This is a genomic window from Phormidium sp. FACHB-592 (genome assembly GCF_014695795.1).
Taxonomy (GTDB): domain Bacteria; phylum Cyanobacteriota; class Cyanobacteriia; order Leptolyngbyales; family Leptolyngbyaceae; genus Stenomitos.
On the sequence record NZ_JACJOZ010000047.1, the window covers coordinates 55,786 to 79,921 of the forward strand.

Consider the following 24,136-nt stretch of genomic DNA (forward strand, 5'->3'; position numbering starts at 1 on the left):
TGATTTTGGAGCCAATCTATGTCGATTTATGTAGGCAACCTTTCCTATGATGTTGCGGAAGCTGACCTAAGCTCTGTTTTTGCAGAGTATGGTTCAGTAAAAAGAGTTCAGCTTCCCACCGATCGTGAGACAGGTCGTCCACGCGGTTTTGGGTTTGTTGAAATGGGTACAGACGCTGAAGAAGCGGCTGCCATCGAAGCACTTGATGGTGCTGAGTGGATGGGTCGCGATCTTAAGGTCAACAAGGCTAAGCCCCGTGAAGACAGAGGTTCGTCCTTTGGTGGCGGTGGCGGTGGTCGCCGTAACAACAATTTTTCCCGCAGCTAGTTGATTGCTGGAGACTGAGTGTACTTGAGTCAGGTATTTGGATGCAGGTCAGCAAGTAGCACTTAGGTGTAATTGAAGACTTAGAACTGGAAGGGCAATAGTGTCCACATTGAGCGATTCGATCGTACTTCTGGTTCTTGATAGTCTATTTGAAAGGTTCAGGCGATCACGCTTGAACCTTTTTGTTTGAGTTTTTTAGAACCTGCATTTCAGTGCATGATCGATCCATGACTGGTGCAACACTGAGAAGATTGGGTACACCAATCACATTTACACTACTAGGCTATACCACTGATCGAGCCAATGCTATCCGTTGATCGCCTGCCGCCACCGCTATCGCAAGGACTTGCCTTAACGGCACTGGCTCCTATGCAAGATGTAACAGACATACACTTTATGGGTGTGATCGCTCACTATGGCAGCCCCGATTACTTCTTTACGGAGTACTTTCGTGTCCATAACAGTTCGGGGCTGCATAAACACATTCTGCGATCAATTACGGAAAACGCTACTGGTCGCCCAGTCTTTGCTCAACTTATCGGCGAGAGTGTGGACGATCTAGTACGCATTGCCGTTGCCTTAAGCCACTATCCAATTGCGGGCATCGATCTTAATTTGGGCTGTCCTGCGCCAAGGATTTATCGCAAAAACGTAGGGGGCGGACTGTTGCGCGATCCCGACATGATCGATCGTATCCTTGGTGCGTTGCGGGATGCCGTGAAAGGGCGGCTAACCGTTAAGATGCGCCTTGGTTTTGATAACACCGCTCACCTCGATCGCATCCTCGACTTAATCAATCGGCATCACATTAATCTGCTGAGTTTGCATGGTCGTACTGTCAAGGAGATGTACCACAGCGACGTGCATTACGATCTTATTGCCCATGCCGTTCAGCGAGTGCACTGTCCGGTTTTAGCTAACGGTAATGTGACGTCTGCGATCGCAGCTGGTGCAGTTTTAGCCCAAACGGGTGCAGCCGGAGTGATGATTGGTCGTGCAGCGATCCGCAACCCGTGGATTTTTCAGCAAACCCGCCAGTACTTGAGTGGTCAACCCGTGACAACTGTCACCTTAGCGGCAGTGCGCAACTATATTGAACGGCTCCGTCAAGTGGCAACTACAGCAGCTATACCGGAGCGTGCCCGTGTAAGCCACATGAAGATGTATCTCAACTACATTGGGCAAAGTGTCGATGCAGTCGGTGCCTTCCTGAGCGAGATGCGTCGTGCTCATACAGAAACCGAACTCTTTGGTACTTGCGATCGCTACTTGTTGAGCGACCCAGACCAGCCCTTTGCTTTAGAGCCTTATCCTGGGCTTGTGGCTCGTCCGCGTGCTGAAACTGCCCATGCAGCGATCGCCTCATAACCACATCACATAAACCTGGTATGTAACGCTGACTGTAGGCGATCACGTCTTGATGCCAAGCAGACTTACTGTGCTCCACTTGGCTAGCAGTGACTAAGTTGGAACCAGAACCTAAAGGATATGGCTGGATGTAGGAAACACCTTTCTTGCTTGAGCCTACGTCTGTTAATGATTCGCGTTAAAGTGAAGGGACGCTTGTTTTTAGAACTGGCATTCAATTCGCTCTAAAGACGGTTAGCTGCGCCTAAAACAAAGCAGCAGTGATAGGATCTTTCTAGTATTTACGCAATTCCGACTGGCTTACTGGAAAAACAACCAGCGCCAAAAGCTGCATTCTCTTGTCTTTGACTTACTCTTGCCGCCCTCCTGATGGTTAACACTCAAACTCCTGCCACCGTTCGCAAACCCTCTAAAGTTGAAGGTCTTAAAGACCGCAGTAATTTTCTGCGCGAACCTGTTGCGTCTGAACTGCTGCTGGACACGACGCATTTTACTGAGGACGCGATCCAAATTCTGAAATTCCACGGTTCCTATCAGCAAGACAACCGGGATAATCGCCTTAAAGGGCAGGAAAAAGATTACCAGATGATGCTGCGGACACGTAGCCCTGGTGGATACATCCCGCCAGAACTGTATCTGACGCTTGATCGCCTAGCTGATGAGTACGGCAACCATACGCTACGGGCGACAACGCGCCAAGGCTTTCAGTTGCATGGCATCCTTAAGCGGAATTTGAAGGCAACGATCGCTGCGATCGTTAACAGCATGGGATCAACGCTGGGTGCTTGTGGCGACCTGAACCGCAACGTGATGGCTCCTGCTGCACCGTATCGGAACAAGCCAGAGTACGAGTATGCTCGTGAGTATGCCAACAATATTGCCGACCTGTTAACCCCTCAAACAGGAGCCTACTACGAAATTTGGCTGGATGGCGAGAAGGCAATTTCGGCAGAAGAAAATCCAGAAGTGATTGCAGCTCGTCAGCGCAACGGTAACGGCACCATTTTTCATGAGCCAGAAGAACCGCTGTACGGCAAGCACTATATGCCCCGTAAGTTTAAGATCAGCGTCACTGTGCCAGGTGACAACTCAGTTGACCTGTACTCGCAGGATGTCAGCCTAGTGGTGCTGACCAACCAACAAGGCGAACTAGAAGGGTTTAACGTTTTTGTGGGTGGTGGTTTAGGACGTACACACAACAAAGAAGAAACCTTTCCTCGTCTTGCTGATCCGATCGGTTATGTTGCCAAAGCCGACGTGTATGACTTGATGAAGGCAATCTTGGCAACCCAACGGGACTATGGCGATCGTAGCGATCGTCGTCATGCCCGGATGAAGTACCTGATCGAAGACTGGGGAATTGATCGCTTCCGCGAGAAGGTCGAAAGTTACTTTGGGAAGCCGATCGAACCCTTCAAGCCATTGCCTGAGTTTAAATATTTCGACTTTCTCGGCTGGCATGAACAGGGTGATGGCAAGCTCTTTGTTGGCATCTCCATTCAAAATGGGCGCGTGAAGGATGACGAGTCGCTACAGCTTAAAACAGCGCTACGAGAGCTAGTGCAGACTTTCAACTTGCCCATGCTGCTGACACCAAGCCAGGATGCGATTCTTTACGACATCGACCCAGCTCGGAAAGCTCAAATTCAGGCAGTTTTGACCCGTTGTGGCATCAAGGGTGAGACAGAAATTGATCCACTCGTGCGCTACTCGATGGCGTGCCCTGCTCTGCCTACATGCGGACTGGCTACAGCCGAATCAGAACGGGCAATCCCTAGTATTCTCGATCGCATTCGTGCCCTGTTAAACAAAGTTGGACTGGAGCAAGAGCAGTTCATCATTCGAATGACGGGATGCCCCAATGGCTGTGCCCGTCCCTATCTCGCAGAGCTTGGGTTTGTTGGCAACGGTCCCGATACCTACCAGATCTGGCTTGGCGCCGCGCCTAATCAGACGCGGCTGGCGCAGGTGTATCTGGAGAAGCTCCACATCAATGAACTGGAGACGGCGTTTGAACCGATTTTTGTCTACTTCAAGCAGTCTCGCCAGCCAAGCGAAAGCTTCGGGGATTTCTGCGATCGCATTGGTCTTGCCTCCATTCATCAGTATGTTGCTCAGTATCAGCCCGAAAGCGCTATAGCTGCAACTATTGAGCCAGCTACAGCTCAGCAGAGTGAAATGCTAAAAGCTGCAAACAAAGCCCGTCGCCGCGTCACCATTCAAGAAGATGTTTATGCGCGGTTACAAGAAGCTGCGCTGCGAGAAGGGCAACCCGCAAGCCAGTTGGCGAATGCAGCGATCGCGGCTTACTTGAGCACCCTTGAGCAAGGCTAGGTCGCAAAGTAAACAGGAGTTAAGCACAGGATTGCTTGTGGAGTAGCAGATTGAACCCTTTCTATTCAATGATCTAAGTTTGAGTTCTTCCAAAGAGTATGGAAAGAATCATCAGATATTCCAGAAAGGACTGGTCTCATTGCGAGTGTGGCGATAGGGAAGAGCCTTTAAGTACTTTTCTCTATGACTTGCCAATTTTAACTGCTTGCAACGTTTTTCCACCGCTACACATTCTCAATGTTCTTCTTCTTAGAGGATGGGTTGGTGGTAGCATGAGTCCCAGGTTTAGCTGGCAACCGTTTGAAATTTCTGAACAAGAGTATCAAGAGGTCTTGCCCAAACTTCTTTATCCTGATTGGGCAGCACTAAGCAACAAGCTTTGGCGTATCAGAGCACCAATGAAACTTGATTCAGAGTTTGATCGTGTTAGCGATCGTGATACGTGGATGGCCTTGGTTGGCAAAAAACATGCAAGAACCTCAGTCAAATAGTCCACTGTGGCTATTTGCCGATACAAAAACGGCTGAAGATGCGATCGAGGACAGATTCGGTTACATCTTCACCCAGAATTTCGCCAAAGGCTTGAATGGCGCTACGGAGGTCGATCGTCCAAAAATCAAGAGGCAGTTGATCGGCGATTGTCCCCTGTACTTGCTGTAAGGCTGCTTTGGCTCGGGTCAGAGCTGCAGCCTGACGTTGGTTAATCGCAATATCTAAATTCGCAGCCTGAAGTCTGCCAGACTGGACGATCGTTAAAATAGCGGCTTCAAGGTCATCAATACCCTGATTAAGAGCAGCGGCAGTTTTAGCGGAGGGGAGTAGGGAGTGGGGAGTAGGAAGTAGAGGTATAGAGAGGGAGTCAAGCAAATCGATTTTGTTAAATACCAGGATCAAGGGGCGATCCTTTACCTGTTCGTAGATGGCTTGATCGCCATCTGTCCAGCCTGTTTGAGCATCAATGGTCAGCAAAACGAGATCAGCATTCTGAGCAGCCAGACGCGATCGCTCTACGCCAATTTTCTCTACCTTGTCATCCGTGTCGCGAATGCCTGCCGTGTCTAGCACCTGAATGGGAATGCCGCCGACCACAAGCTGTGATTCCACAACATCACGGGTTGTGCCAGGGAGATCGGTGACGATCGCGCGATCACTCCGACTCCAAGCATTCAACAGGCTCGATTTACCCACATTAGGACGACCGACGATCGCCACCTTCAACCCCGATCGCAGTAGTTCACCTTGATCAGCCGTTGCCAAAAGATGGCTCATCTCTACCAGCACTAGCTCCAGGTGTCTTTGAATCTCGGCTTCATGCAGCGGTGGCAGATCTTCTTCAAAGTCAATGCGTGCCTCTACCTCTGCCAAAATGTCGAGACACTTAGCGCGGAGCTGACGGATGGGCTGTGCGAGTTTGCCTTGTAAACCAGCCAAAGCTGTTTGCGCCGCTTGGGGCGATCGTGCCCCCACCAAGTCGGTAATACTCTCTGCCTGTGTCAAGTCTAGTCGCCCATTCAAAAAGGCTCTCAGCGTAAATTCGCCGGGTTGCGCGAGCTGTGCTCCCTGCTCCAGGCAAAGCTGCAAAACCTGCTGCACCGCCATAATGCCACCGTGACAGTGAAACTCTACGACATCTTCACGGGTATAAGAGCGGGGAGCTAGCATGAGCAACAGAAGCGCTTCGTCCACTACTTGATCAGTGCCAGGATGCCGCACGTAGCCGTAGAGAATGCGATGGCTTGCCCAAATTTGATTACCTGGCACATGAAAGAGAGTGCGGGCGATCGCCACCGCTTCTAGTCCAGATAGACGCACAATACCAACGCTACCCTGTGCAGGAACAATAGCAGTGGCAATGGCAGCGATCGTGCCCAATGTGGACATAAAAACCGTGATGAAACGCCTAAAGGAATTGAAAACAACTGAATGGAGACGACTGCCTCTAAAAAGCGTTCACCGCCGATTTCAATCTGACTGTTCAGAGTGAAATCAACGGTGAATGCGGCTAATCAAGATAGCACCGAACCGTTAGCGAACAAAGAGCATTGCTCCAGTTGCTTCAGCAAGAAGAGACGCTGACAGCATTACGCAGCCCACTTCTCGGCAACGAGTTCTGCAAGGTCAACAACACGCTGGCTATAGCCCCACTCGTTGTCATACCACGCAACAACTTTTACCAAGTCACCGCCCATAACCATTGTGAGTGCTGAGTCAATGATAGAAGACTCATCTGTTCCAGCATGATCGCTAGAGACAAGCGGCAAATCGCAATACTTCAAGATGCCTTTGAGCGAGTTTTCAGACGCATCTTTCAACACTTCATTCACTTGCTCGGCAAACGTGGTCTTTTCTACCTGCACAACTAGATCGACGATCGAAACATTAGGTGTAGGTACTCGTAAGGCAATCCCGTTCAACTTGCCCGCTAAGGCTGGTAACACCATTGCGACCGCTTTAGCTGCGCCTGTAGACGTGGGTACGATATTCATGGCAGCAGCTCTTGCCCGACGCAAATCCCGGTGGCTAGCATCCAGCAGACGTTGGTCACCTGTGTAGCTGTGGGTTGTAGTCATCACGCCTTTCACAATGCCAAACTGTTCGTGAAGCACTTTGGCGATCGGTGCCAGACAGTTGGTGGTGCAGCTGGCATTGCTGATCACCCAGTGATTCTCATGAGTGTAGTCTTGATGGTTAACACCAACTACAAACGTGCCATCATCACCCTTACCAGGTGCCGTGATCAGCACCTTTTTCGCGCCAGCTTTAATGTGCTTTGAGGCACCTTCTTTGCTGACAAAGACACCCGTTGATTCAATGATGAGGTCAATGTCCCAGTCTTTCCAGGGCAAGTTTTCAGGATTACGATCGGACGTACATTTGATCGTGTGCCCGTTGACAGTGATCGTATTTTCATCGGCGCTAATGTCAGCATCAAACTTGCCCAACATGGTGTCATATTTCAACAGGTGGGCATTTGTTTTAGGGTCAGAGGTGTCGTTAATAGCAACTACCTCAATCTGACTGTCGGCGCGAGTCAACCAGCACCGCGTAAAATTGCGCCCGATGCGTCCGAATCCGTTAATCGCTACTCTAATCACTGCGTCTTGCCCTCTGTCTATTAAAGAGATTCTTGGTAGTCAAATTGATCATAAGACCCTAAGGATACGAGTGCAATAACTCGCTTTAACGTCATCCTGCTTAGGAACGGTCTGACAAATGGCGATCGCGCCTCTGACAAGAACTTCCGCCCCAACACTTGACTTAAGCCTGTATTACTTTCTGTATCATTCATGCCTTAGCTAGGTATTTTAACTCATTTGGTACAAGAGTTTTTCTGTAATATAGCAACGAACGGACTCCGGTACCAGATACCGGATCGAACGCTTATCGCGACACTGCTGCCGAATGAGGCTAGAAGAAACTGCTACTGAAGGCATTTCTAGCCGGTGCCCGTTGAGATGGAGGTAAGGCATAAGGCGCGAGGAGTTTAGCTTACTGCCACTTTGCGACGAGGTAAAGACATCCAGAGGTATTGCCACCTCTAAAGGTTGATCATTTCCTGCTGCCCTCTCTTCCCCTGCTGCCCTCTCTCCCTCTCCCGCCCTCTGCATCAATCTCGGTGCAACGAGCCAAATGCATTGTGCGGCTAATGTTTGGCTAGCTCTCCAGTGGGGCAGACTTTGAAAGGCATCATTGCCAATAATCCAGTACCAGCAAGCGTTGGGTTCAAGAGTTTGCAGAGCCTTGAAGGTGGCGATCGCGTAGGAGGTGCCTTGCTGTTGGCTGTCCACAGCAGAGACATGGAACGCAGGATGACCAGCGATCGCTAAGCTAACCATTGCTAGACGGTGTTCAAAGCTTACTAAAGGTGGCGCTTTATGTGGTGGTCGAAAGGTAGGTACCCAAATAATTCGATCAAGATGAAACTGATCAAGTGCTGTCTCCGCGATAAGAAGATGCCCCCAGTGAATAGGGTCAAAGGTGCCGCCAAAAATCGCAATATTGGGCATCTTAATCAAAGCGTTTACGTTGTAACGAATAAAGGGCAGCTTCATTCGATCAGTTAATAGCTTCACTTAACGGTTCAAGGTCTTCAACATAGACGACCATCGATCCGGACGTAAGCATTACAGGGTTGTAGTTAACTGTAAAAGCAAGAGCATCTAATCTATGTAATGACTGGTGCGATCGCAACACCTTTACAAACAAGCCTATGCGAGTAAAATTGTCAGCCTTTCAGCCAAAGCTAACCGGAAGATTCCCAAATTGATGGTATAACTTTCGTGACGATTAAACGTTGGTTATTGACAGAGAGCCTCTATTCATCTTAAATCGCAAGATTTTTGAGAGGCTGTATCCCGAGAAGATAATCCTTGATATGATAGCCCGAGATATTGGTGTGGTGTGTGAGGAGTTAAAATGCTGAATTCTGTCGATTTCAGCGGTAGACCATTTCATTTCATTGGCATTGGTGGCATTGGAATGTCAGCCCTTGCTTATGTACTAGCGAAGCGTGGACTACCCGTATCTGGATCGGATCTGCATCTCAGTCGTATTACACAACGGCTGCAAGAGGAAGGCGCTCATATTTTTTGGAGCCAAGATCCAAGCAATTTAGATTTTTTTCAAACGGCTGCAAGTGTAGCAACGGAGTCACTAGCATCTGCTGTGAGCGTTACAAAAACAAACCCTGGGGGTAATCGATCAACTTCTTCGCGATCGCCCATACAACAGCCAACGTTACTGCCGCAGGTTATCTGTTCCACTGCGATTCATCCAGCGAATGCTGAATATCGGGCAGCACGGGAGTCAGGCTATCCGATTTTTCATCGCTCTGATGTATTGTCGGGGTTGATGCAGGAGTACGAAAGCGTTGCAGTGGCAGGCACCCACGGCAAGACAACAACCAGCAGCATGATTGGCTATATGCTGCTGCAAGCAGGGCTTGACCCGACGATCGTTGTTGGTGGTGAAGTGAATGCCTGGGAAGGTAACGCCCGTGTAGGACAAGGTGCCCATTTGGTAGCAGAGGCGGACGAGTCAGATGGTTCGCTGGTGAAAATGGCAGCCAGCATTGGTATTGTCACCAACATCGAACTCGATCATCCCGATCACTACAACACTCTAGATGAAGTCATTGCTATCTTTAAAACCTTTGCTGGGCGCTGTCAAACGCTGATCGGCAGCATTGATTGTGCCACAGTGCGAGATCAGCTCCAGCCGACCATCAGCTATAGCCTTGATGTGGATACAGGTGCTGACTACACAGTTGACTGTATTACCTGCCGAGCAGACGGTACGACAGCACGGGTTTGGGAACGGGGTGTCATTCTGGGGCGGTTAAACGTCAAGCTTTTAGGGAAACATAACCTTAGTAATGCGCTGGCAGCGGTTGCTTTGGGGCGCTTGCTAAAGCTGGAGTTCGCAACGATCGCGCAGGCGATTTCCACCTTTGAAGGTGCGCGGCGACGGTTTGAGCACCGTGGAGCATACAACGGCATCACCTTTATTGATGACTACGCCCATCATCCAAGCGAATTGCGGGCAACGCTGGCTGCTGCACGGCTGCAAAGCGACAACGGCTCAGCCTCCAAGCGTCGAGTGGTAGCAATCTTCCAACCACATCGATACAGTCGCACGCTCACGTTTCTAGAAGACTTTGCCACATCATTTAGCGATGCTGATGTAGTGGTTATTAGTGACATCTACAGTGCTGGTGAAGCAAATCCAGGAAATATCAGTGGTCAGCAGGTTGCTAATTTAATTGGAAAGTATCATCCTCAAGTAAACTACCAACCGTCTCTCCAAGCAATAAGTCAGCACTTGACTAAACTGTTAAGACCCGGAGACATTGCCCTCTTTCTGGGAGCGGGAAATCTCAATCAATTGATTCCCGAAGTCATGGCGTTTCATCAGACGATTGAACAAGGGCGATCGCAAGCTTGGTGCAACCAGGCTTAACGCCACAAACCTGACAGAACCTGAGACGATCGCACCCACTGGCGCTAACCGGTTGGGTCACAAACCTGATTTACTACCATGACGCTCTCGTACGATCCTCCAAAAGTAGCTATTTCCAGCAAAACTCGACCGAGTTTTGAATCACTTAAACGTGGCGCTCCACTCTCTCTTGCGCAACCAATCCGGCTCGCTGGTACTGACTGCCTAATCAAACCTCAAGTGCCGCTTGCATCGTTGACCTCTTTTCGGGTCGGTGGTCCAGCACAGTGGTATGCTGCACCCAAACACTTTGCTGAATTACAGGCAAGCTTTGAATGGGCACAAGCGAATGCTCTACCCCTAACGCTGTTGGGGGCAGGTTCAAATTTGCTGATCAGCGATCGGGGCTTACCGGGCTTAGTCATTAGCACTCGCCGTCTACGCCAATATCAATTTGATGCCGAGTCAGGGCAGGTAACGGTTGGCGCAGGTGACCCTCTCCCCCGCCTGGCATGGTTGGCAGCCGAACGTGGTTGGCAGGGCATGGAGTGGGCAGTGGGCATTCCAGGGACAGTTGGCGGTGCTGTTGTCATGAATGCTGGCGCTCATGGTGGTTGCACAGCAGATGTTCTGGTTAACGCCCACGTGCTGCTACCTGATGGCACTACCCAGATTTTGACTCCACAAGACTTGTGCTATCGCTACCGTACCTCGGCACTGCAAGGAAAGAACTGGCTAGTGACGCAAGCAACGTTTCAACTTCAGCCAGGGTTTGATCCGGTAGCGCTCACTAACTTGACCAGCCAGCACCTTAACCAACGTCGTACGACGCAGCCTTACCATCTGCCCAGTTGTGGTAGCGTTTTCCGCAATCCCAACGAACAACACAAGGCAGGCTGGTTGATTGAGCAAGCTGGACTAAAAGGCTACAAGATTGGCGGTGCCCAGATTGCTGAACGACATGCTAACTTCATCCTTAACTGCGGCAACGCTCTAGCAAGCGATATCTTTCGGTTGATTGATCATGTGCAGCAGCAAGTTGAACAACATTGGTCACTGCATCTGGAGCCAGAAGTTAAGGTTTTAGGTGACTTTCAGGCTTTAGGCGCCTAAGTTAGTTACTCAGTGTTTCAGCTTCCCGACTTCCTAAAGAAGTCGGGAAGCTTGGCTGTAATCTTACCCAAACTGTTTGTTTGACGTAGATTCCAGGTTGAACAAAGTAGTAAGCGTTTGCATTGCCTGCCGTCTAACTTCAATGTCTTGCTGTGCCCGTAGCTGCACCATCGGGTCATGAAGGATTTTGTTGACGATGCCTCGAGTAAGCGCTTCGATCACTTCCTGATGCTTTTCAGCAAACTCAGTGCCTAAACGAGACAGCGCTTTTTCGAGTTCTTGAGCGCGGATAGTTTCGACCTTTTCACGCAAGCTGCTGATAGTGGAGACGGTTTCGAGCGATCGTAACCAGCTATCAAACGTATCCACTTCCTGATCCAGGAGTAGCTCCGCCTCCATTGCCATTTGGCGACGACTTTCCTGGTTTTGCGCTACTACTGCCTTCAGGTCATCGACGTTAAATGCCTGTACATGAGGCAACTCGTTGACATCAGTATGAACATTGCGCGGAACAGCGATATCAAATAGCATTAACGGCTGTGCCGGATCCAAGACCATTTCCAGCTTGGCACGATCGAGCAAGGGTTCTGTAGCCGCTGTACTCGTAAACACGATGTCGGAATTTGCTAATACGGTCGGCAGGTCAGACAGCGGATGCAGGTGCAACTCTGCGTCTGGAAAAAGTTTAGCTAATTCCTGCGCCCGTTCTAAGGAGCGGTTCAGAATCGAAATATTAACTGCGCCTTTAGAGAGTAAGTGTTGCACCAAGAGGCGAGACATCTTGCCCGCACCCAAAATGCCTACACGACAGGCAGCTAAATTTTGCGCTTTAAGCTGTGCCAGCTCTACGGCTGCGGAACTAATTGAAACCGCTCCAGTGCCAATGCTGGTTTCAGTGCGAACGCGCTTACCAGCTGTCAGCGCTTGTTTAAATAGCTGGTTGAGCACACGCCCAATGCCCTCATGCTGCTGCCCTAGCTTATGACAGTGCTTAACTTGAGCCAGAATTTGTCCTTCACCAAGCACAAGGCTATCTAACCCGGAGGCAACACGCATGAGATGCATCACCGCATCCTGATGCAACAGGGTAAAAAGATGAGGACGTAACTGCGGGAGAAAAAGCTTACTATGATCGCTTAAAAATTGGGTTACTTCGCGGATGCCCTGCTCAGTTTCGCTAGTAACCAGATAGATTTCGAGGCGATTGCAGGTGCTTAGAACAGCAACTTCTTCAAGGTGAGGACAGGCACAAAGCTGAGCAATCGCTCTTTCATAAAGGGTTTCGGGAATGCTTAATTTTTCTCGAACGTCAACCGGGGCTGTTTTGTGGCTTAACCCTACAACGGCAATGTTCATTTCAAAATGCGCTCTTTTTATGTGAACCGAATCTCAATGCGTAGCGGTTGGTTGTTAGCTATTAGCCGCCATTGGCCTAAGAACTAACAACCAACTACTAACAAGTTAGTGCAACTGCACGACTTTTGGCTGCCCAGACATATGGATTGTGTCTACAAAGCGAGCCGTACTGGACTGGTTGGAGATGACTAACGACTGCGTTCTAGCGCCACCACCAAAGAACCGTACGCCTTGCATCAGATTGCCCGTTGTGATGCCGCATCCGGCAAACAAGACAGTTTCACCAGAAGCAAGTTCATGGGCATCATACACTTTGTCCGGATCAGTGATATTCATGCTCTTGAGGCGATCGATGTTAGCCTGCTTGCTTTCGCCAATCAGCCCTGTTTGCACAACTTCAGGGTCATAGATGAGTTGCCCTTGGAAGTGCCCACCCATTGCCCGCATTGCTGCTGCAGAGATGACCCCTTCAGGAGCCGCACCAATGCCCATCAGTGCGTGGATGTTTGTGCCAGCAAAACCGCAAGAAATCGCTGCGCCCACATCGCCATCACTAATGAGAGAGACCCTGGCACCAGCATCACGAATTTCTTTAATCAAGCCAGCGTGACGATCGCGTTTCATAACGACAATAACCAGCTCTTCAACCGCCCGATCAAGGCATTCCGCCAGAATCTTGAGGTTCTCCGTCGCAGATTTGTTGATATCAACTTTGCCTTTAGCTGCGGGGGGTGCTGCCAGCTTTTTCATGTAAAAGTCGGGTGCAGCAAACAGCCCGCCTTTTTCAGAGATTGCCAACACTGCCATGGAACCAGGTTGTCCATAAGCAACGAGGTTAGTCCCTTCACACGGATCTACCGCGATGTCGATTTCAACCAGTTCATCAGGGTTACAGAAGGCTTCTGCATTCTCTTGTGTACAAATACCGACTTCTTCACCGATGTAGAGCATGGGTGCGTCATCGCGCTCACCTTCACCAATGACGATACGACCCCGCATGTGGATCTTGTTCATGCGTTCACGCATGGCTTCTACCGCAACCTGATCGGCAATGTTCTTCTCGCCCTTACCCATCCAGCGGGCAGACGCGATTGCCGCCTGTTCCACAACCTCAATAATCTCTAGACCGAGCGTGTTCTCCACGAAGTAAATCCTCCAACTGCTTGAGTTTGCGCGGTTTTGTTAATTCTGATCTCAGTCTTTAAGTCTACCAAAAGGGGGAGACGTGCTTGACAGCAATCTTCTCGCTTCACTATGTTAAGTTTTGCTGCGTTAGCCCAGACATCTGAACTACTTTCTCCCCGTGTTTATGTGTAGAGGCTAGCCAGATTACCGCACGTTAGTTGCTAGTTTTCTCTACTGTCAAACCATAACAACAGCGTTAGATTAGATCTAAGCACTCGATACAAACGTGCGAATCAACGGGTTAACGCTACATAAACCCATAAAGGAGCCTCATACAATGTCTAAATTACTTGAAACGAACAATACTGCCCCTCTTGAACAGCAGTTGCAATCCATGCTTGAGCAAGCACGCTCTGCCTGTAGTAACAATGGCGAACTTTCCAGTGAATGCGCCGTTGCCTGGGATGCTGTAGAAGAAATGCAAGCGGCAAGCTCCGATCGTCGCTTGCACCAAAAGACTAACTTCGATCGCTACTGCGAAGAACGCCCTGACGCTTTAGAATGTCGCATTTACGATGTCTAAGCTAGCTGGCGCATGATTCTAGCAAGTTGTGCTTAACATTACTGACCCCCTGGCTGCAGCCAGGGGGTTTTTGTAGCCTTTCCCAGCCTACAGCGCGGCTGATAAAGTTAAGTAGGTGTCGGATGATCTGATTCAGGTAGTAAGTAGCTGGGTGTAACTAATTGATAAGAAGCCTTTCGACTTCGCGTTCGACTGAAGACCCTTTGGCTTGAGCGCTCAGGTCGAAAGCTCGCGCCGAAGTCTTAATGCTCTCAGTCCTATGTGCCGGCGGGTTGAGCGCAGTCGAAACCCAGTCTCTCAGTGGTGCTTAATTTAGCCCTCCTGCTTACCAATGCCCGTTCTAGATGCTACGAATCAAGCTTCCACCTTATTAAAGAGAATTGAGGATCAAGAGGGGAAATGTGTAACCAGCACTTGTTGAATTGATAGAAGAACTGCTGTGTAACTACGTGCCCGACTCTAGACGGCAGACATCAAACCATCTAAGGTACAAAACTAAATGTCTTGAGACACGCTCCATGTCACAAAGCCTCTGGTTTGCTCTCACCTGGATCGCTGGCACCGCTGCTATTCTCGGCAGCCTCATGGCGTTGGGCAGTGTGCTCCTTTGGTTTGTGCCGTCTGTTCCACCCCGCTCGCGCAAACTAGAAGAACCATCGACTATCCCAGCCTGGCAGAATCGACTCAAACTACTAGTCTTTTCAATCGCGATCGCCCTTGCCGGGCTTGGCATACTAGTAGTAACGCCCTTTCCTTCTCTTTAGACTGTTTTTCAAGCTGTTTATACCTGCGATCATGGAGCGATCAACCGATGCTGAAAACGCTCAATTCCTTGCTCAAACGACATCCTGAGCAAGTCAACGCTAACGTAGAAATCTATACCTGGCAGACGTGTCCCTTCTGCATTCGCGCCAAACTGCTTTTATGGTGGAAAGGAGCTAGCTTTACAGAATACAAAATTGATGGTGATGAAGCAGCCAGAACTAAAATGGCAGAGCGCTCTAACGGAAAACGTTCTGTGCCGCAGATTTTTATCAATCAAAAGCACATTGGTGGCTGTGATGACCTCTACCAGCTTGATCAAGAACAAAAGCTCGACTTGCTGTTAGCAGCTAGCAGTTAGAAGGCAAAAGGCAAAAGGCAGAAGGCAAAAGCCGACACTTAATTCCCCCTTTCCCCCCTTACCCATTCACTCCTTACTCCTCTTCACCCATTCACTCCTCACCCCTTGCCTTCTCCCTTTGATCATCCAGAATACGTGCGACATCGGCAGTGGATGGAACGAGCGATCGCCCTGGCTCGGATGGCTGGCGAAGCAGGAGATGTGCCGGTAGGTGCCGTGATTGTCGATGCGAATGGACGAGCGATCGCAGAGGCAGAAAATCGGCGTGAGCGGGACCATGACCCAACTGCTCATGCGGAGATTCTCGCACTACGAGCAGCAGGACGGGTACTTAATGACTGGCATCTTACCCAATGCACCCTTTACGTCACGTTGGAACCCTGTCCAATGTGTGCAGGGGCGCTAGTGCTGGCACGACTGGGGCAGCTAGTGTATGGAGCCGATGATCCTAAAGCTGGGGCTGTGCGATCGGTGCTAAATATACCTGACAGCGATTGTTCTAACCATCGTCTTCCTGTCATGGGTGGTGTGCTAGAAGTGCCTTGCCGACAGCAGCTACAGGATTGGTTTGCTCAGCGACGTCATCATACTTCATGACACCCTAGAAAGTGTCCTTAGCAATAACAACGACGATCGCGTAGCGCTCTAGGGTAGGTTTACGTGTTGTTTCCGCACCTCGTTCCCCTCGTCACCCTATGAACTCGCTCGATCCAACTAGACCACTCTACGCTTCAGGGCAACTGCCAACCAGCGCCGATTCGTTGGTAAATTCACTTGACCAAGAGCCAGAAAAGTGCCGGGAGTGCTATCACTCTGATCCATCGAAGATTGACTCTGAGCAGCCAGCATCGAAGAATTCGCTTTTTGTGCAACTGCTTAAAGGTGGCATCTCTCAGGGTCAAAGCCAGGGTCAAAGCGCATCGATCGCTGCGTCGTCCCAGTGTTCATCATGGTTAGCATCATTAGTCTATCCGCTTGGTCGCTATCTTCTTGTGCCCGCTTATTTTAGGCAGGTTGAAGTTATTGGGCGCAGCAATCTTCCTCGGACTGGTCCCGTGATTCTTGCCCCCACTCACCGTTCTCGCTGGGATGCCATGATGATTCCCTATGCTGCGGGACACGATATCACAGGACATCACCCGCGCTTCATGGTTTCGGCAGATGAAGTTAGAGGGCTGCAAGGCTGGTTTATTCGACGGTTAGGCGGCTTTCCCATCGATCCCAAACGTCCGGCGATCGCTAGCCTACGTCATGGGGTTGATCTGCTACAAGATGGCGAAACCCTTGTGATCTTCCCGGAAGGCAATATCTTTCGCGATGGTCCAGTACAGCGCCTCAAGCCAGGTCTGGCGCGGTTGGCGCTACAGGCAGAAAGTAGCCGACCCAAGCTTGGTATCCAGATTGTTCCAATTCGTATTCATTACAGCGATCCATCTGTGCCGTGGCGCTGCAAAGTTAAGGTCTGCATTGGTCAGCCAATACAGGTATCTGCATATAATGCAAAGACACCGAAGCAAAGCGCTCAATTGCTGACGGCTGATCTGAAGCAAGCGATCGAAGCACTTTAAGTTGCTTGTCTGACTTTAGAGTGGTGCTTACAATTAAAAAGTTGCCTGCTACAAGCTAGCTTGTTAAAGCATTTTGCTCGTCGCTAGCTGCTGGTTTACGTCGTGCAGCAACCCTTCACAGGCATCAAACAATAAATCAATCACCTGATTAAACCCTTCAGAGCCACCGTAGTAAGGATCAGGTACTTCTTGTAAAGTATGCCGAGTACAGAAATCACACATGAGCTGCACCTTAGACCGATAGTTACCAGCAGGGTCAAGGGCGCAGATATTGTTAAAGTTCTCTCGATCCATTGCCAGAATGCGATCGAATGCCTCAAAATCTGCCGTTGTAAATTGCCGTGCTCTGCCACGCAGTGTAAGACCTTGCCGTTGTGCGGCGACCGCCATCCGACGATCAGGCGGACTACCAACATGGTAGCTAGCAGTGCCTGCTGAATCACATTGAATGCGATCGCTTAAACCGGCTTGAGCAATCAGATGATTCATGATGTTCTCTGCTGAGGGAGAACGGCAAATATTACCAAGACAAACGAACAGCAGCGTATAGGGCATTAGTTGTGCCGTAGGGACAGAAAAACTTTAAACGGAACAGCTACAGCTTTTCGTAGACGAACAGCAGAGCAAATGTAGCGCATATAACTGGAAGCACTTGGAGATTAATAGGTTTGGCACACCACAGCAGAATGCCAAATGCAGAAGCAGGGTCTAGTCACCAGACACACCGTAAAGCAGTGTTATTAACCCTGCCGTCTAACTGCCTCTCAATCTCTACATTCCTGGTAAATTTAGCCCACCGGTTAGCTCTTCCATCCGTTCGCGCATGGTGGCGGTTGAGCGGTTGTAAGCATCTTTCATCGCTGCCGTAACCAAATCTGAAAGCACTTCTGCACCTTCACCGAGAGCATCGGGCGAAATGGTAACGCTAAGAGGTTCCTGGTTGCCACTGAGCACAACCTTCACCAAACCGCCACCCGATTCTCCTTCAATTTCCATTTGTTCCAGTTCTTCTTGAAGCCGTTTGGCTCCCTCTTGAACCTGTTGCGCTTTCGTGAAGGCTTCTTTCAGCTCCTTCATCTTGCCAAGACCGAAGCCAAATCCCTGTCCTTGTGACATAACTAATAGCGGGTTGCGAATGGAACATAAGTAGTCAGTTGCTCCATTATGCCATCGCACACCCAGGCAACATCATTTTTTGCAAAATCGCTGGATTTGGGTGCAAGCCAGATTATTCACACGCTATTGAGCAATTGACCTTAGTGCAGTGCGGCTACTCATACCGAAACATTATTAGCTGAACGCTGGCTGCTTCCCTATACCTTTTGGCTGTTGGTGCTTCGTAGCGAGCACTACTATCAAGCAGGCAAAAGCTATCGATTTCTTAAGAGAAGTGCAAGTGTAGGGATGTTCTGTCAAAACTGTTCGACAATAGCGTTTATTCTGCAGTAGCGATGGGTAATAGGCTATGCCAACGAATCCGCTGTTTCATCCGGTGAGTGATGCTGTAAGAGCACCCAATCTGCATGACCAGATCCAACTGGCGCTGGCGATCGCTGACAGCTACGTACTCAAGTCACTGCTAGAAAACTGCATCCCTGCACTGGCTCAGGGGCATTCCATTCGCACTATTTCGACGCAGGTTGGTGTACCAACAGGCTATCAACAGACGGCTGATGGCATCGTGCATTTTGAAGTGGTTTATTGCAAGCTGGCACCGCCTGGGGAAGTAGAGCGCTTGTTTAAAAGCAATAGCCGCACTCAAGAGAGCCGAGAGTTGGCAAGACTTACTCAGCATGAATCAGAGATGCAGATGCTGGGTAAAAATCTGTCGCTGTCACTGACTGTCTCGCTGCTAGTAGAAGCAGGGTTTCGCCCAGAGCAAATTGAGGAAATCTTGCATTTGCCCTTTGACGCGTGGCACAAATCCTGGTGGTATACCATCGATGAGATGGGCAACTTCACCCTGCCTTTCTTACGGCAGATTCGCACATTGCGCTACCCCGATGGCACGTTTACGCTTCAGTACAAGGATTTGTTTGAGCAAGACAAACCGAATTGCTTCATTAGCCTGACGGAAAAAGTGCTGGTGCTGATTAAACCTGATACTCAGGGGTTTGGAGAAACGCTAAAGCAAATCAACTACCAGCGGGAAGCACTTGGTGTTACCCAGGCACTTCTAATTTGCAGTGTCCTCTCAGATTTGGAAGCGCAGGGCTTTATTAATCAGGGGATCAGCGTCTATCCTGCGATCGAATTAGTGTTGCCAACCCAATCAGACTGCATTCACTGCGGGCGCAAAGAATGTGGGATGAACGGTGTTTTAGATTCACCCGTTGCCCTTTGCTATGGCTTTTTGCCAGAGAGCGAATTTGTTTAAGATTGCTATAGCTCTGTGTGAAAGGTTCTGTTCCAGTCCCTTTAGTGCGAGTTTATAGACGCAATCTTACAGATTAAACCTGTTACAGATTAAAGCTTGTTGTGGGCTAAGACGCTAGTTCAGATAGCTCTAGCCAGCGATCAGTTGCAGTATCAATCGCAGCATTCAACTCGGCTAGCCGAGAAGACAGTGTTTGCACTTCAGTGAAACCTGACGGCGGGTTTTTATACAACGTTTGCTCAATCTGCTCTTTCTCCGCTTCCATAGCGGGGATCTGTGCTTCTAACTGCTCGAACTCGCGCTTTTCTTTGTAGGAAAGCTTGCGAGCTTTAGAGGGTGAGGGGGAAGGGGCAAGGGGCAAGGGTTGCTCCGGTTGAACGTCTTTCTCCGCTCTCCGCTCTTCTTTTTCCTCCCTCTCCTCTTTCGCCTCTCTCTCTCTCCTTTCTCCTTTCTCCTCACCTTCCTCTGCCTGCTTATAGTCCAAATACACCGAGTAATTTCCAGGGTATTGACGCAGAGTACCGTCAGACTCAAAGGCAAAGATGGTATCAACCACGCGATCGAGGAAGTAGCGATCGTGAGAAACAACAATTACGCAACCGTTGAAGTCTTCTAAATAATCTTCCAGGACGGCAAGGGTTTGCACATCTAAGTCGTTAGTCGGCTCGTCCAAGATGAGGACGTTTGGAGCACTCATAAGCACGCGCAACAGGAAAAGACGGCGCTTTTCACCACCAGAGAGTTTGCTAATCGGGGCATACTGCTGGTTACCAGGAAATAGAAAGCGTTCCAGCATTTGAGAGGCAGTGATGACGGAACCATCCGCAATTTTCACCAGTTCAGCGACATCTTTGAGATAGTCGATCACACGCTGTTCAGGCTTAAGCGTAAGGTCATCGGAATGCTGGTCAAAGTAGCCGATGTGAATAGTCGTGCCGATTTCGACCGTGCCAGAGTCGGGCTGCAGGCGCCCGGTGATCATGTCCATCAAGGTAGACTTGCCAACACCATTGCCACCGATGATCCCCACGCGATCTTCGGGGCTGAACTCGTAGGTGAAGTTTTTGATTAATGTACGATCGCCGTAGCCTTTCGAGACATTCACCAGCTCAATGACTTTCTTGCCAATGCGCCGCCCTGCCGTCGCCAGATCAACTTTGCCATGCCCTTGCTTGAATTCGGTTGCCTGCATGGCACGGATGCGATCGATGCGTGCCTTTTGTTTCGTACTGCGCGCTTTCGGACCGCGTTTCAGCCATTCCAGCTCGCGTCGCAGCAGTCCTGCATGCTTGCGCTCGGTGCTGGCGGCAGAGTCTTCTGATAGTGCCTTTTTCTCCAAGTAGTAGGAGTAGTTGCCGCTGTAGGTGTAAAGGTCGCCGCGATCGATCTCCAGAATGCGATTGGTCACGCGATCGAGAAAGTAGCGATCGTGAGTAATCAACAGCAGTGCGCCTCGAAAGCGGTTGAGATAACTTTGCAACCACTCGACTGAGAGCGCATCTAAATGGTTAGTTGGCTCATCCATCAGCAGCACATCTGGTTCCGACAGTAACGCTGCTGCCAGGGCAATACGTTTGCGATAGCCACCTGAAAGGCTGCCAATTTTGGCATCAAAGTCCTCGATGCCAAGCCGAGTCAGAATAATTTTGGCATTGGTTTCTAAGTCCCAGGCTCCGGTTGCATCTAGGCGATGCGTCAGACTAGAAAGTCGCGCCATCAGTTGGTCTGGATCACCATGCCCGTGCGCCAGCTTATCAGAAACCTCCTCAAACTCCCGCACCAATGCCATCTGGTCGCCACTGTCTGCAAAGACCTGTTCTAGGACGGTGCGATCGTCGTCTAGCTCTGGCTGCTGCGGTAGATAGACAATGCGAACACCAGAGTTAACGAGAATTTCGCCACTGTCGATCGACTCTTGCCCCGCAATCATTTTGAGCAGCGTGGATTTACCAGAGCCGTTGGTGCCAATTAACCCCACCTTGTCGCCATCATCCAGGCTAAAGTTGGCACCATGCAAAATCTCTTTGATGCCAAAGTCTTTGTGGAGCGATCGCAGCGTAAAAATACTCATCTAACGATTTTGGCTTTTGAATTAAAGAATAATGGCTGCAAAACTCTTTCAGCACCGTTCTACGGTAGCACTCACAAGGAGGCAAGGGAGTAAGGGGGAGGAGAAGCTAGGGAAGCTAGGGAGCAGAGGTGCAGGAGGGAAGGGGGGCTAGGGGAGCCATTAGTAAATGTCACCTTCTGCCTTTTGCCCTCTGCCTTCTACCTTTTGCCTTTCGCCTTCTACCTTTTGCCTTTTGCCTTCTGCCAACCGTCACCTAATGGGCAGAAATCCGCACCTTATGCAGACCAGAATGTGGGCTACACCTGAGGTAGATAGTTTTATGCGAGTGGCTGCATACAGTAGTGGCAGGACTAGCCTGATTAACGCGACTATCACTATTACCAGAGGAAAGAAGACATGAATGCGTGGCGCGATCGCCTTAATCAATTCACTGGCAAAACTCGGTTTGTTGTTTGTCGGATCTTTATCCATCTAGTAGGTGATGAAGTCGCTCCGCTGCTAGGCATCCTTAATAGTGCTGCGCGTGACGCTGTAGATACAGAAGGCGACATGCAAGAGCTAGGAGAAGGCTTAGTCGAAATTTGCCAGGGCTTACTTCAGCACGACATCTACTGGCAAGCTGCTGGTAACGAAGGGGAGGTCTTTTGGGATGAAGGCGAGGCAGGCGATTTTGTTACAGAATTGTTTACCGATTCGGCACAGCGTTATCTCAGTACCCCAGCGCTGGAGTCAGTTGGGACTGCTGGTGACCCGCTAACCCTACCTGCCACCCGTAACCTTGTTGTAATGCTAACGATTGCTTCTGAGGGCGAAGTACCAGAGCTGGAAACTGATCTTGCCAACATGAGTGCTTTGAGAATAGGGCTAAAGGCAATGATCAATCTGCATTACCAGGAAAGGCTACGGGCCGTTCAGGTGCACTTTTCGCCCGCACGGTTAGGCGATGAGTTGACACCTGATCAGGTGCTTAGCAACTTCCCAGAGCTTATTCCACTTTAAATTGACTCTTCCTTGGCTGCCCCTTTACTCACTGACACCTTTAATCACCTTTAGACGTATGCTTCGCAAATTTTTAGTTCTCTCAATGACTTTGACGCTCATCTGGACTTCGGTCGGGTGCGGCAGTCCTCTTGCAAACAACTCAAATACTGAAACGCGATCGCAGCCAACTCAATCAACTCGCCCAGTTGCCCAAAGCCGCCTTTCGGATGGTGAGTACCCTGTACAGCAGGCAACTTACAACGATGATGGTGGCGAATACAACGTAGCTGTACTCAATACAAAACCGGGTGAATCATCTGCGTTTCGCGCCACCAACCTACAGATGGCTCGTTTAACTGAAGAAGAAATTGCGGCTGGTAAGAAGAGTTACCTCAAGGTTGAGAAGGGTCAACCGTCTCTTCATCTCACCGAGGACTTTAAAATTGAGTACGTTCATAACGTGACGGAAACTCAAAACAATCCAGAGACAGGTCGCCCAGAAACCGTTGTAGTACGTCAAGAGTCTAATTTCTGGACACCGTTTGCAGGCGCATTGGCAGGGCAAGCGATCGGCAGCTTACTCTTTAGACCGCAGTACTATATGCCACCCATGTATCAACCAGGTGTGCCTATGACTGGATACGGCGGCTATGGCTCCTCTTACAATCAAGCCGTAAACCGATACCAATCGCGGTATCAGGCTCCTCCGGCAGCAGTGCGTAACAACCAGTTGCGGACAACCGGACAGTTGCGATCACCGTCCTCCAGTACTGCCAGAACGCGCAACACCGGACAAGCGAATCGTTCCACTGGCACTGGCTATGGCAACAGCACACTGCGACGCTCCGATCGTCCCAACCGCACCTATCGTAGCCCTAGCCGAGGTTTTGGTAGTTCCCGATCACGTAGCTTTGGTCGGCGACGTTAGCCTTACATTTTAGTAGAACCTGCTGGGCACTGTGCGTCCTTGCCAATTAATTGGGGCGGGGGCGGCGGTGTCCTTCCAAACGGGGTAGTGAAACAAACGGCAGCCACTGGCGTTGCGTTGTTTTTGTCATCCTTAGCGAACAGGATCGCGCCTGTGTAGCTGGGTATACCGTCTTGCTTCGCTGTCGCTGTAGCAATAACTTGCTTGGCTTGCTTCACACCAGTGCTGTAGCTATAGTTTGGTGTGCTTGCAGGAATGCTAGTACCTAACTCTGTGAGGCTAGAAGCAAAACGCTTCTGTTTAACAAAAAACTGCTGCTGCTGCTGCAATAAAGCACTGATAGTAATGGCAGCCTCCATCGTTTTCACAGCATCTTTTGATACGTCAGGGCTAGCACCAGATTGGTCGCCCGCTATCAGCGGAACACCGCCCTCTGCACTACCTTGGGCAACACTCGATGATGGTAGGGTGCCACCGCGTTTTGCTTGTTGTTGAGTACGTATCAGGGCTTGCTGATAGCTCGGTAGCAGTTTCTGCGACGCCTTGTAGTTAGGGCTTGATGGCGGCACTGCTTTCATAAAGGCGATCGCTCGCTCCCATTGGCTAACGACCAGTCTCCAATCGTCTGTAGTTTGAGCAGACTGCGTTAACTGAGTGGCACTCGCTGCTTTGTCCACACCTTTCACAAACGGATTGGCAATCGCCGTTGATTGCGGTGAAGGGCTAGCAATTATGGGACTGGCGGGCAGTGCATCCGGCTGTGGCGAAGAGGTGACAGGTGGTCGAGAAGGATTACACGCAACGAGTGTCATTGCGATCGCCAACTGAGCGCAAGTATTAGTTAAAAGGGTCTTCATGTCTAGCAATCTTACCTTTACCAGAACCGGTCAGGAGGAAGGAGGGAAAGTTTTGAGCTTTGAATTGTTCCTCTGCTTCTCCTTTCGC

Annotated in this window: 23 protein-coding genes; 14 read left to right on the top strand and 9 right to left on the bottom strand. The window is 50.0% G+C overall.

Translation table 11 applies throughout. The features are described 5' to 3' along the window. Positions 1-18 precede the first annotated feature (18 nt). From H6F86_RS13390 to H6F86_RS13405, 4 genes are all read left to right on the top strand, one after another. Positions 19-327 (top strand): RNA-binding protein, encoded by a 309-nt coding sequence (locus H6F86_RS13390; RefSeq protein WP_190449109.1) that lies wholly within the window; start codon positions 19-21, stop codon positions 325-327. 303 nt (positions 328-630) lie between these two features. Next, positions 631-1,695 (top strand): tRNA-dihydrouridine synthase family protein, encoded by a 1,065-nt coding sequence (locus tag H6F86_RS13395; RefSeq protein WP_190449110.1) that lies wholly within the window; start codon positions 631-633, stop codon positions 1,693-1,695. Positions 1,696-2,064: 369 nt separating this feature from the next. After that, a complete protein-coding gene (sir, locus tag H6F86_RS13400) occupies positions 2,065-4,029 on the top strand; it encodes a sulfite reductase, ferredoxin dependent (RefSeq protein WP_190449111.1) in 1,965 nt (654 codons plus the stop codon). Positions 4,030-4,127: 98 nt separating this feature from the next. After that, positions 4,128-4,520 (top strand): hypothetical protein, encoded by a 393-nt coding sequence (locus tag H6F86_RS13405; protein WP_190449112.1) that lies wholly within the window; start codon positions 4,128-4,130, stop codon positions 4,518-4,520. Between the two features lie 10 nt (positions 4,521-4,530). Here the strand turns inward: H6F86_RS13405 and mnmE are convergent, their stop codons facing one another. From mnmE to nadD, 3 genes are all read right to left on the bottom strand, one after another. Continuing rightward, a complete protein-coding gene (mnmE, locus tag H6F86_RS13410; RefSeq protein ID WP_199305265.1) occupies positions 4,531-5,910 on the bottom strand; it encodes a tRNA uridine-5-carboxymethylaminomethyl(34) synthesis GTPase MnmE in 1,380 nt (459 codons plus the stop codon). 200 nt (positions 5,911-6,110) lie between these two features. Then, positions 6,111-7,124: a type I glyceraldehyde-3-phosphate dehydrogenase gene (locus H6F86_RS13415; RefSeq protein WP_190449113.1), complete on the bottom strand. Its 1,014-nt coding sequence runs from the start codon at positions 7,122-7,124 to the stop codon at positions 6,111-6,113. A 210-nt stretch (positions 7,125-7,334) separates the two neighbouring features. Continuing rightward, complete coding sequence (gene nadD, locus H6F86_RS13420) at positions 7,335-8,081, bottom strand: nicotinate (nicotinamide) nucleotide adenylyltransferase (protein ID WP_242033510.1); 747 nt, start codon at positions 8,079-8,081, stop codon at positions 7,335-7,337. A 364-nt stretch (positions 8,082-8,445) separates the two neighbouring features. Here nadD and murC point away from each other — a divergent pair, with 364 nt between their 5' ends. Then, positions 8,446-9,987: a UDP-N-acetylmuramate--L-alanine ligase gene (gene murC / locus H6F86_RS13425; protein WP_190449114.1), complete on the top strand. Its 1,542-nt coding sequence runs from the start codon at positions 8,446-8,448 to the stop codon at positions 9,985-9,987. A gap of 78 nt (positions 9,988-10,065) precedes the next feature. Next, on the top strand, positions 10,066-11,079 hold the full coding sequence (gene murB, locus H6F86_RS13430; protein ID WP_190449115.1) for a UDP-N-acetylmuramate dehydrogenase: 1,014 nt from the start codon (positions 10,066-10,068) through the stop codon (positions 11,077-11,079). A gap of 63 nt (positions 11,080-11,142) precedes the next feature. Here murB and H6F86_RS13435 read toward each other — a convergent pair whose 3' ends face one another. Both H6F86_RS13435 and glpX read right to left on the bottom strand, forming a co-directional pair. Then, entirely contained in the window at positions 11,143-12,435 is a 1,293-nt protein-coding gene (locus H6F86_RS13435) for a glutamyl-tRNA reductase (protein WP_190449116.1), read from the bottom strand. 105 nt (positions 12,436-12,540) lie between these two features. Then, entirely contained in the window at positions 12,541-13,578 is a 1,038-nt protein-coding gene (gene glpX, locus H6F86_RS13440) for a class II fructose-bisphosphatase (protein ID WP_190449117.1), read from the bottom strand. 319 nt (positions 13,579-13,897) lie between these two features. Between glpX and H6F86_RS13445 the strand changes: the two genes are divergently transcribed. From H6F86_RS13445 to H6F86_RS13465, 5 genes are all read left to right on the top strand, one after another. After that, entirely contained in the window at positions 13,898-14,143 is a 246-nt protein-coding gene (locus H6F86_RS13445; protein ID WP_190449118.1) for a Calvin cycle protein CP12, read from the top strand. Between the two features lie 518 nt (positions 14,144-14,661). Beyond that, positions 14,662-14,907: a hypothetical protein gene (locus tag H6F86_RS13450; RefSeq protein ID WP_190449119.1), complete on the top strand. Its 246-nt coding sequence runs from the start codon at positions 14,662-14,664 to the stop codon at positions 14,905-14,907. Between the two features lie 47 nt (positions 14,908-14,954). Further along, positions 14,955-15,266 carry a glutaredoxin 3 gene (gene grxC, locus H6F86_RS13455; RefSeq protein WP_190449120.1) on the top strand — a complete coding sequence of 104 codons (312 nt, stop codon included), beginning with the start codon at positions 14,955-14,957 and terminating at the stop codon, positions 15,264-15,266. 105 nt (positions 15,267-15,371) lie between these two features. Continuing rightward, the gene (tadA, locus tag H6F86_RS13460) at positions 15,372-15,863 is read left to right on the top strand and encodes a tRNA adenosine(34) deaminase TadA (protein ID WP_277881665.1); all 492 of its coding nucleotides are present in this window, start codon (positions 15,372-15,374) and stop codon (positions 15,861-15,863) included. Between the two features lie 98 nt (positions 15,864-15,961). Beyond that, a complete protein-coding gene (locus H6F86_RS13465) occupies positions 15,962-16,834 on the top strand; it encodes a lysophospholipid acyltransferase family protein (protein WP_190449121.1) in 873 nt (290 codons plus the stop codon). Between the two features lie 63 nt (positions 16,835-16,897). On the opposite strand, the gene H6F86_RS13470 is transcribed toward H6F86_RS13465, so the two are convergent. Next, positions 16,898-17,389: a low molecular weight protein-tyrosine-phosphatase gene (locus H6F86_RS13470; protein ID WP_190449122.1), complete on the bottom strand. Its 492-nt coding sequence runs from the start codon at positions 17,387-17,389 to the stop codon at positions 16,898-16,900. 216 nt (positions 17,390-17,605) lie between these two features. Continuing rightward, positions 17,606-17,950: a YbaB/EbfC family nucleoid-associated protein gene (locus tag H6F86_RS13475; protein ID WP_190449123.1), complete on the bottom strand. Its 345-nt coding sequence runs from the start codon at positions 17,948-17,950 to the stop codon at positions 17,606-17,608. A gap of 349 nt (positions 17,951-18,299) precedes the next feature. Between H6F86_RS13475 and H6F86_RS13480 the strand changes: the two genes are divergently transcribed. Then, on the top strand, positions 18,300-19,211 hold the full coding sequence (locus tag H6F86_RS13480) for a hypothetical protein (RefSeq protein ID WP_190449124.1): 912 nt from the start codon (positions 18,300-18,302) through the stop codon (positions 19,209-19,211). Positions 19,212-19,317: 106 nt separating this feature from the next. Here the strand turns inward: H6F86_RS13480 and H6F86_RS13485 are convergent, their stop codons facing one another. Continuing rightward, on the bottom strand, positions 19,318-21,282 hold the full coding sequence (locus H6F86_RS13485) for an ABC-F family ATP-binding cassette domain-containing protein (RefSeq protein ID WP_190449125.1): 1,965 nt from the start codon (positions 21,280-21,282) through the stop codon (positions 19,318-19,320). 396 nt (positions 21,283-21,678) lie between these two features. On the opposite strand from H6F86_RS13485, the gene H6F86_RS13490 reads away from it, so the two are divergent. Further along, positions 21,679-22,281, top strand: a complete 603-nt coding sequence (locus H6F86_RS13490) for a DUF1517 domain-containing protein (RefSeq protein ID WP_190449126.1) — start codon at positions 21,679-21,681, stop codon at positions 22,279-22,281. Positions 22,282-22,366: 85 nt separating this feature from the next. After that, positions 22,367-23,191 (top strand): hypothetical protein, encoded by an 825-nt coding sequence (locus H6F86_RS13495; protein ID WP_347240306.1) that lies wholly within the window; start codon positions 22,367-22,369, stop codon positions 23,189-23,191. Between the two features lie 2 nt (positions 23,192-23,193). Here H6F86_RS13495 and H6F86_RS13500 read toward each other — a convergent pair whose 3' ends face one another. After that, on the bottom strand, positions 23,194-24,048 hold the full coding sequence (locus H6F86_RS13500; protein ID WP_190449128.1) for a type IV pilin-like G/H family protein: 855 nt from the start codon (positions 24,046-24,048) through the stop codon (positions 23,194-23,196). Between the last annotated feature and the right edge of the window lie 88 nt (positions 24,049-24,136).

What these genes read in the sequence shown, in the direction of transcription:
- H6F86_RS13390 (WP_190449109.1), top strand. Translation starts at nt 19, where the DNA reads ATGTCGATTTATGTAGGCAACCTTTCCTATGATGTTGCGGAAGCTGAC.
- H6F86_RS13395 (WP_190449110.1), top strand. Translation starts at nt 631, where the DNA reads ATGCTATCCGTTGATCGCCTGCCGCCACCGCTATCGCAAGGACTTGCC.
- sir (WP_190449111.1), top strand. Translation starts at nt 2,065, where the DNA reads ATGGTTAACACTCAAACTCCTGCCACCGTTCGCAAACCCTCTAAAGTT.
- H6F86_RS13405 (WP_190449112.1), top strand. Translation starts at nt 4,128, where the DNA reads ATGGAAAGAATCATCAGATATTCCAGAAAGGACTGGTCTCATTGCGAG.
- mnmE (WP_199305265.1), bottom strand. Translation starts at nt 5,910, where the DNA reads ATGTCCACATTGGGCACGATCGCTGCCATTGCCACTGCTATTGTTCCT.
- nadD (WP_242033510.1), bottom strand. Translation starts at nt 8,081, where the DNA reads ATGAAGCTGCCCTTTATTCGTTACAACGTAAACGCTTTGATTAAGATG.
- murC (WP_190449114.1), top strand. Translation starts at nt 8,446, where the DNA reads ATGCTGAATTCTGTCGATTTCAGCGGTAGACCATTTCATTTCATTGGC.
- murB (WP_190449115.1), top strand. Translation starts at nt 10,066, where the DNA reads ATGACGCTCTCGTACGATCCTCCAAAAGTAGCTATTTCCAGCAAAACT.
- H6F86_RS13435 (WP_190449116.1), bottom strand. Translation starts at nt 12,435, where the DNA reads ATGAACATTGCCGTTGTAGGGTTAAGCCACAAAACAGCCCCGGTTGAC.
- H6F86_RS13445 (WP_190449118.1), top strand. Translation starts at nt 13,898, where the DNA reads ATGTCTAAATTACTTGAAACGAACAATACTGCCCCTCTTGAACAGCAG.
- H6F86_RS13450 (WP_190449119.1), top strand. Translation starts at nt 14,662, where the DNA reads ATGTCACAAAGCCTCTGGTTTGCTCTCACCTGGATCGCTGGCACCGCT.
- grxC (WP_190449120.1), top strand. Translation starts at nt 14,955, where the DNA reads ATGCTGAAAACGCTCAATTCCTTGCTCAAACGACATCCTGAGCAAGTC.
- H6F86_RS13465 (WP_190449121.1), top strand. Translation starts at nt 15,962, where the DNA reads ATGAACTCGCTCGATCCAACTAGACCACTCTACGCTTCAGGGCAACTG.
- H6F86_RS13470 (WP_190449122.1), bottom strand. Translation starts at nt 17,389, where the DNA reads ATGCCCTATACGCTGCTGTTCGTTTGTCTTGGTAATATTTGCCGTTCT.
- H6F86_RS13475 (WP_190449123.1), bottom strand. Translation starts at nt 17,950, where the DNA reads ATGTCACAAGGACAGGGATTTGGCTTCGGTCTTGGCAAGATGAAGGAG.
- H6F86_RS13480 (WP_190449124.1), top strand. Translation starts at nt 18,300, where the DNA reads ATGCCAACGAATCCGCTGTTTCATCCGGTGAGTGATGCTGTAAGAGCA.
- H6F86_RS13485 (WP_190449125.1), bottom strand. Translation starts at nt 21,282, where the DNA reads ATGAGTATTTTTACGCTGCGATCGCTCCACAAAGACTTTGGCATCAAA.
- H6F86_RS13490 (WP_190449126.1), top strand. Translation starts at nt 21,679, where the DNA reads ATGAATGCGTGGCGCGATCGCCTTAATCAATTCACTGGCAAAACTCGG.
- H6F86_RS13495 (WP_347240306.1), top strand. Translation starts at nt 22,367, where the DNA reads ATGACTTTGACGCTCATCTGGACTTCGGTCGGGTGCGGCAGTCCTCTT.
- H6F86_RS13500 (WP_190449128.1), bottom strand. Translation starts at nt 24,048, where the DNA reads ATGAAGACCCTTTTAACTAATACTTGCGCTCAGTTGGCGATCGCAATG.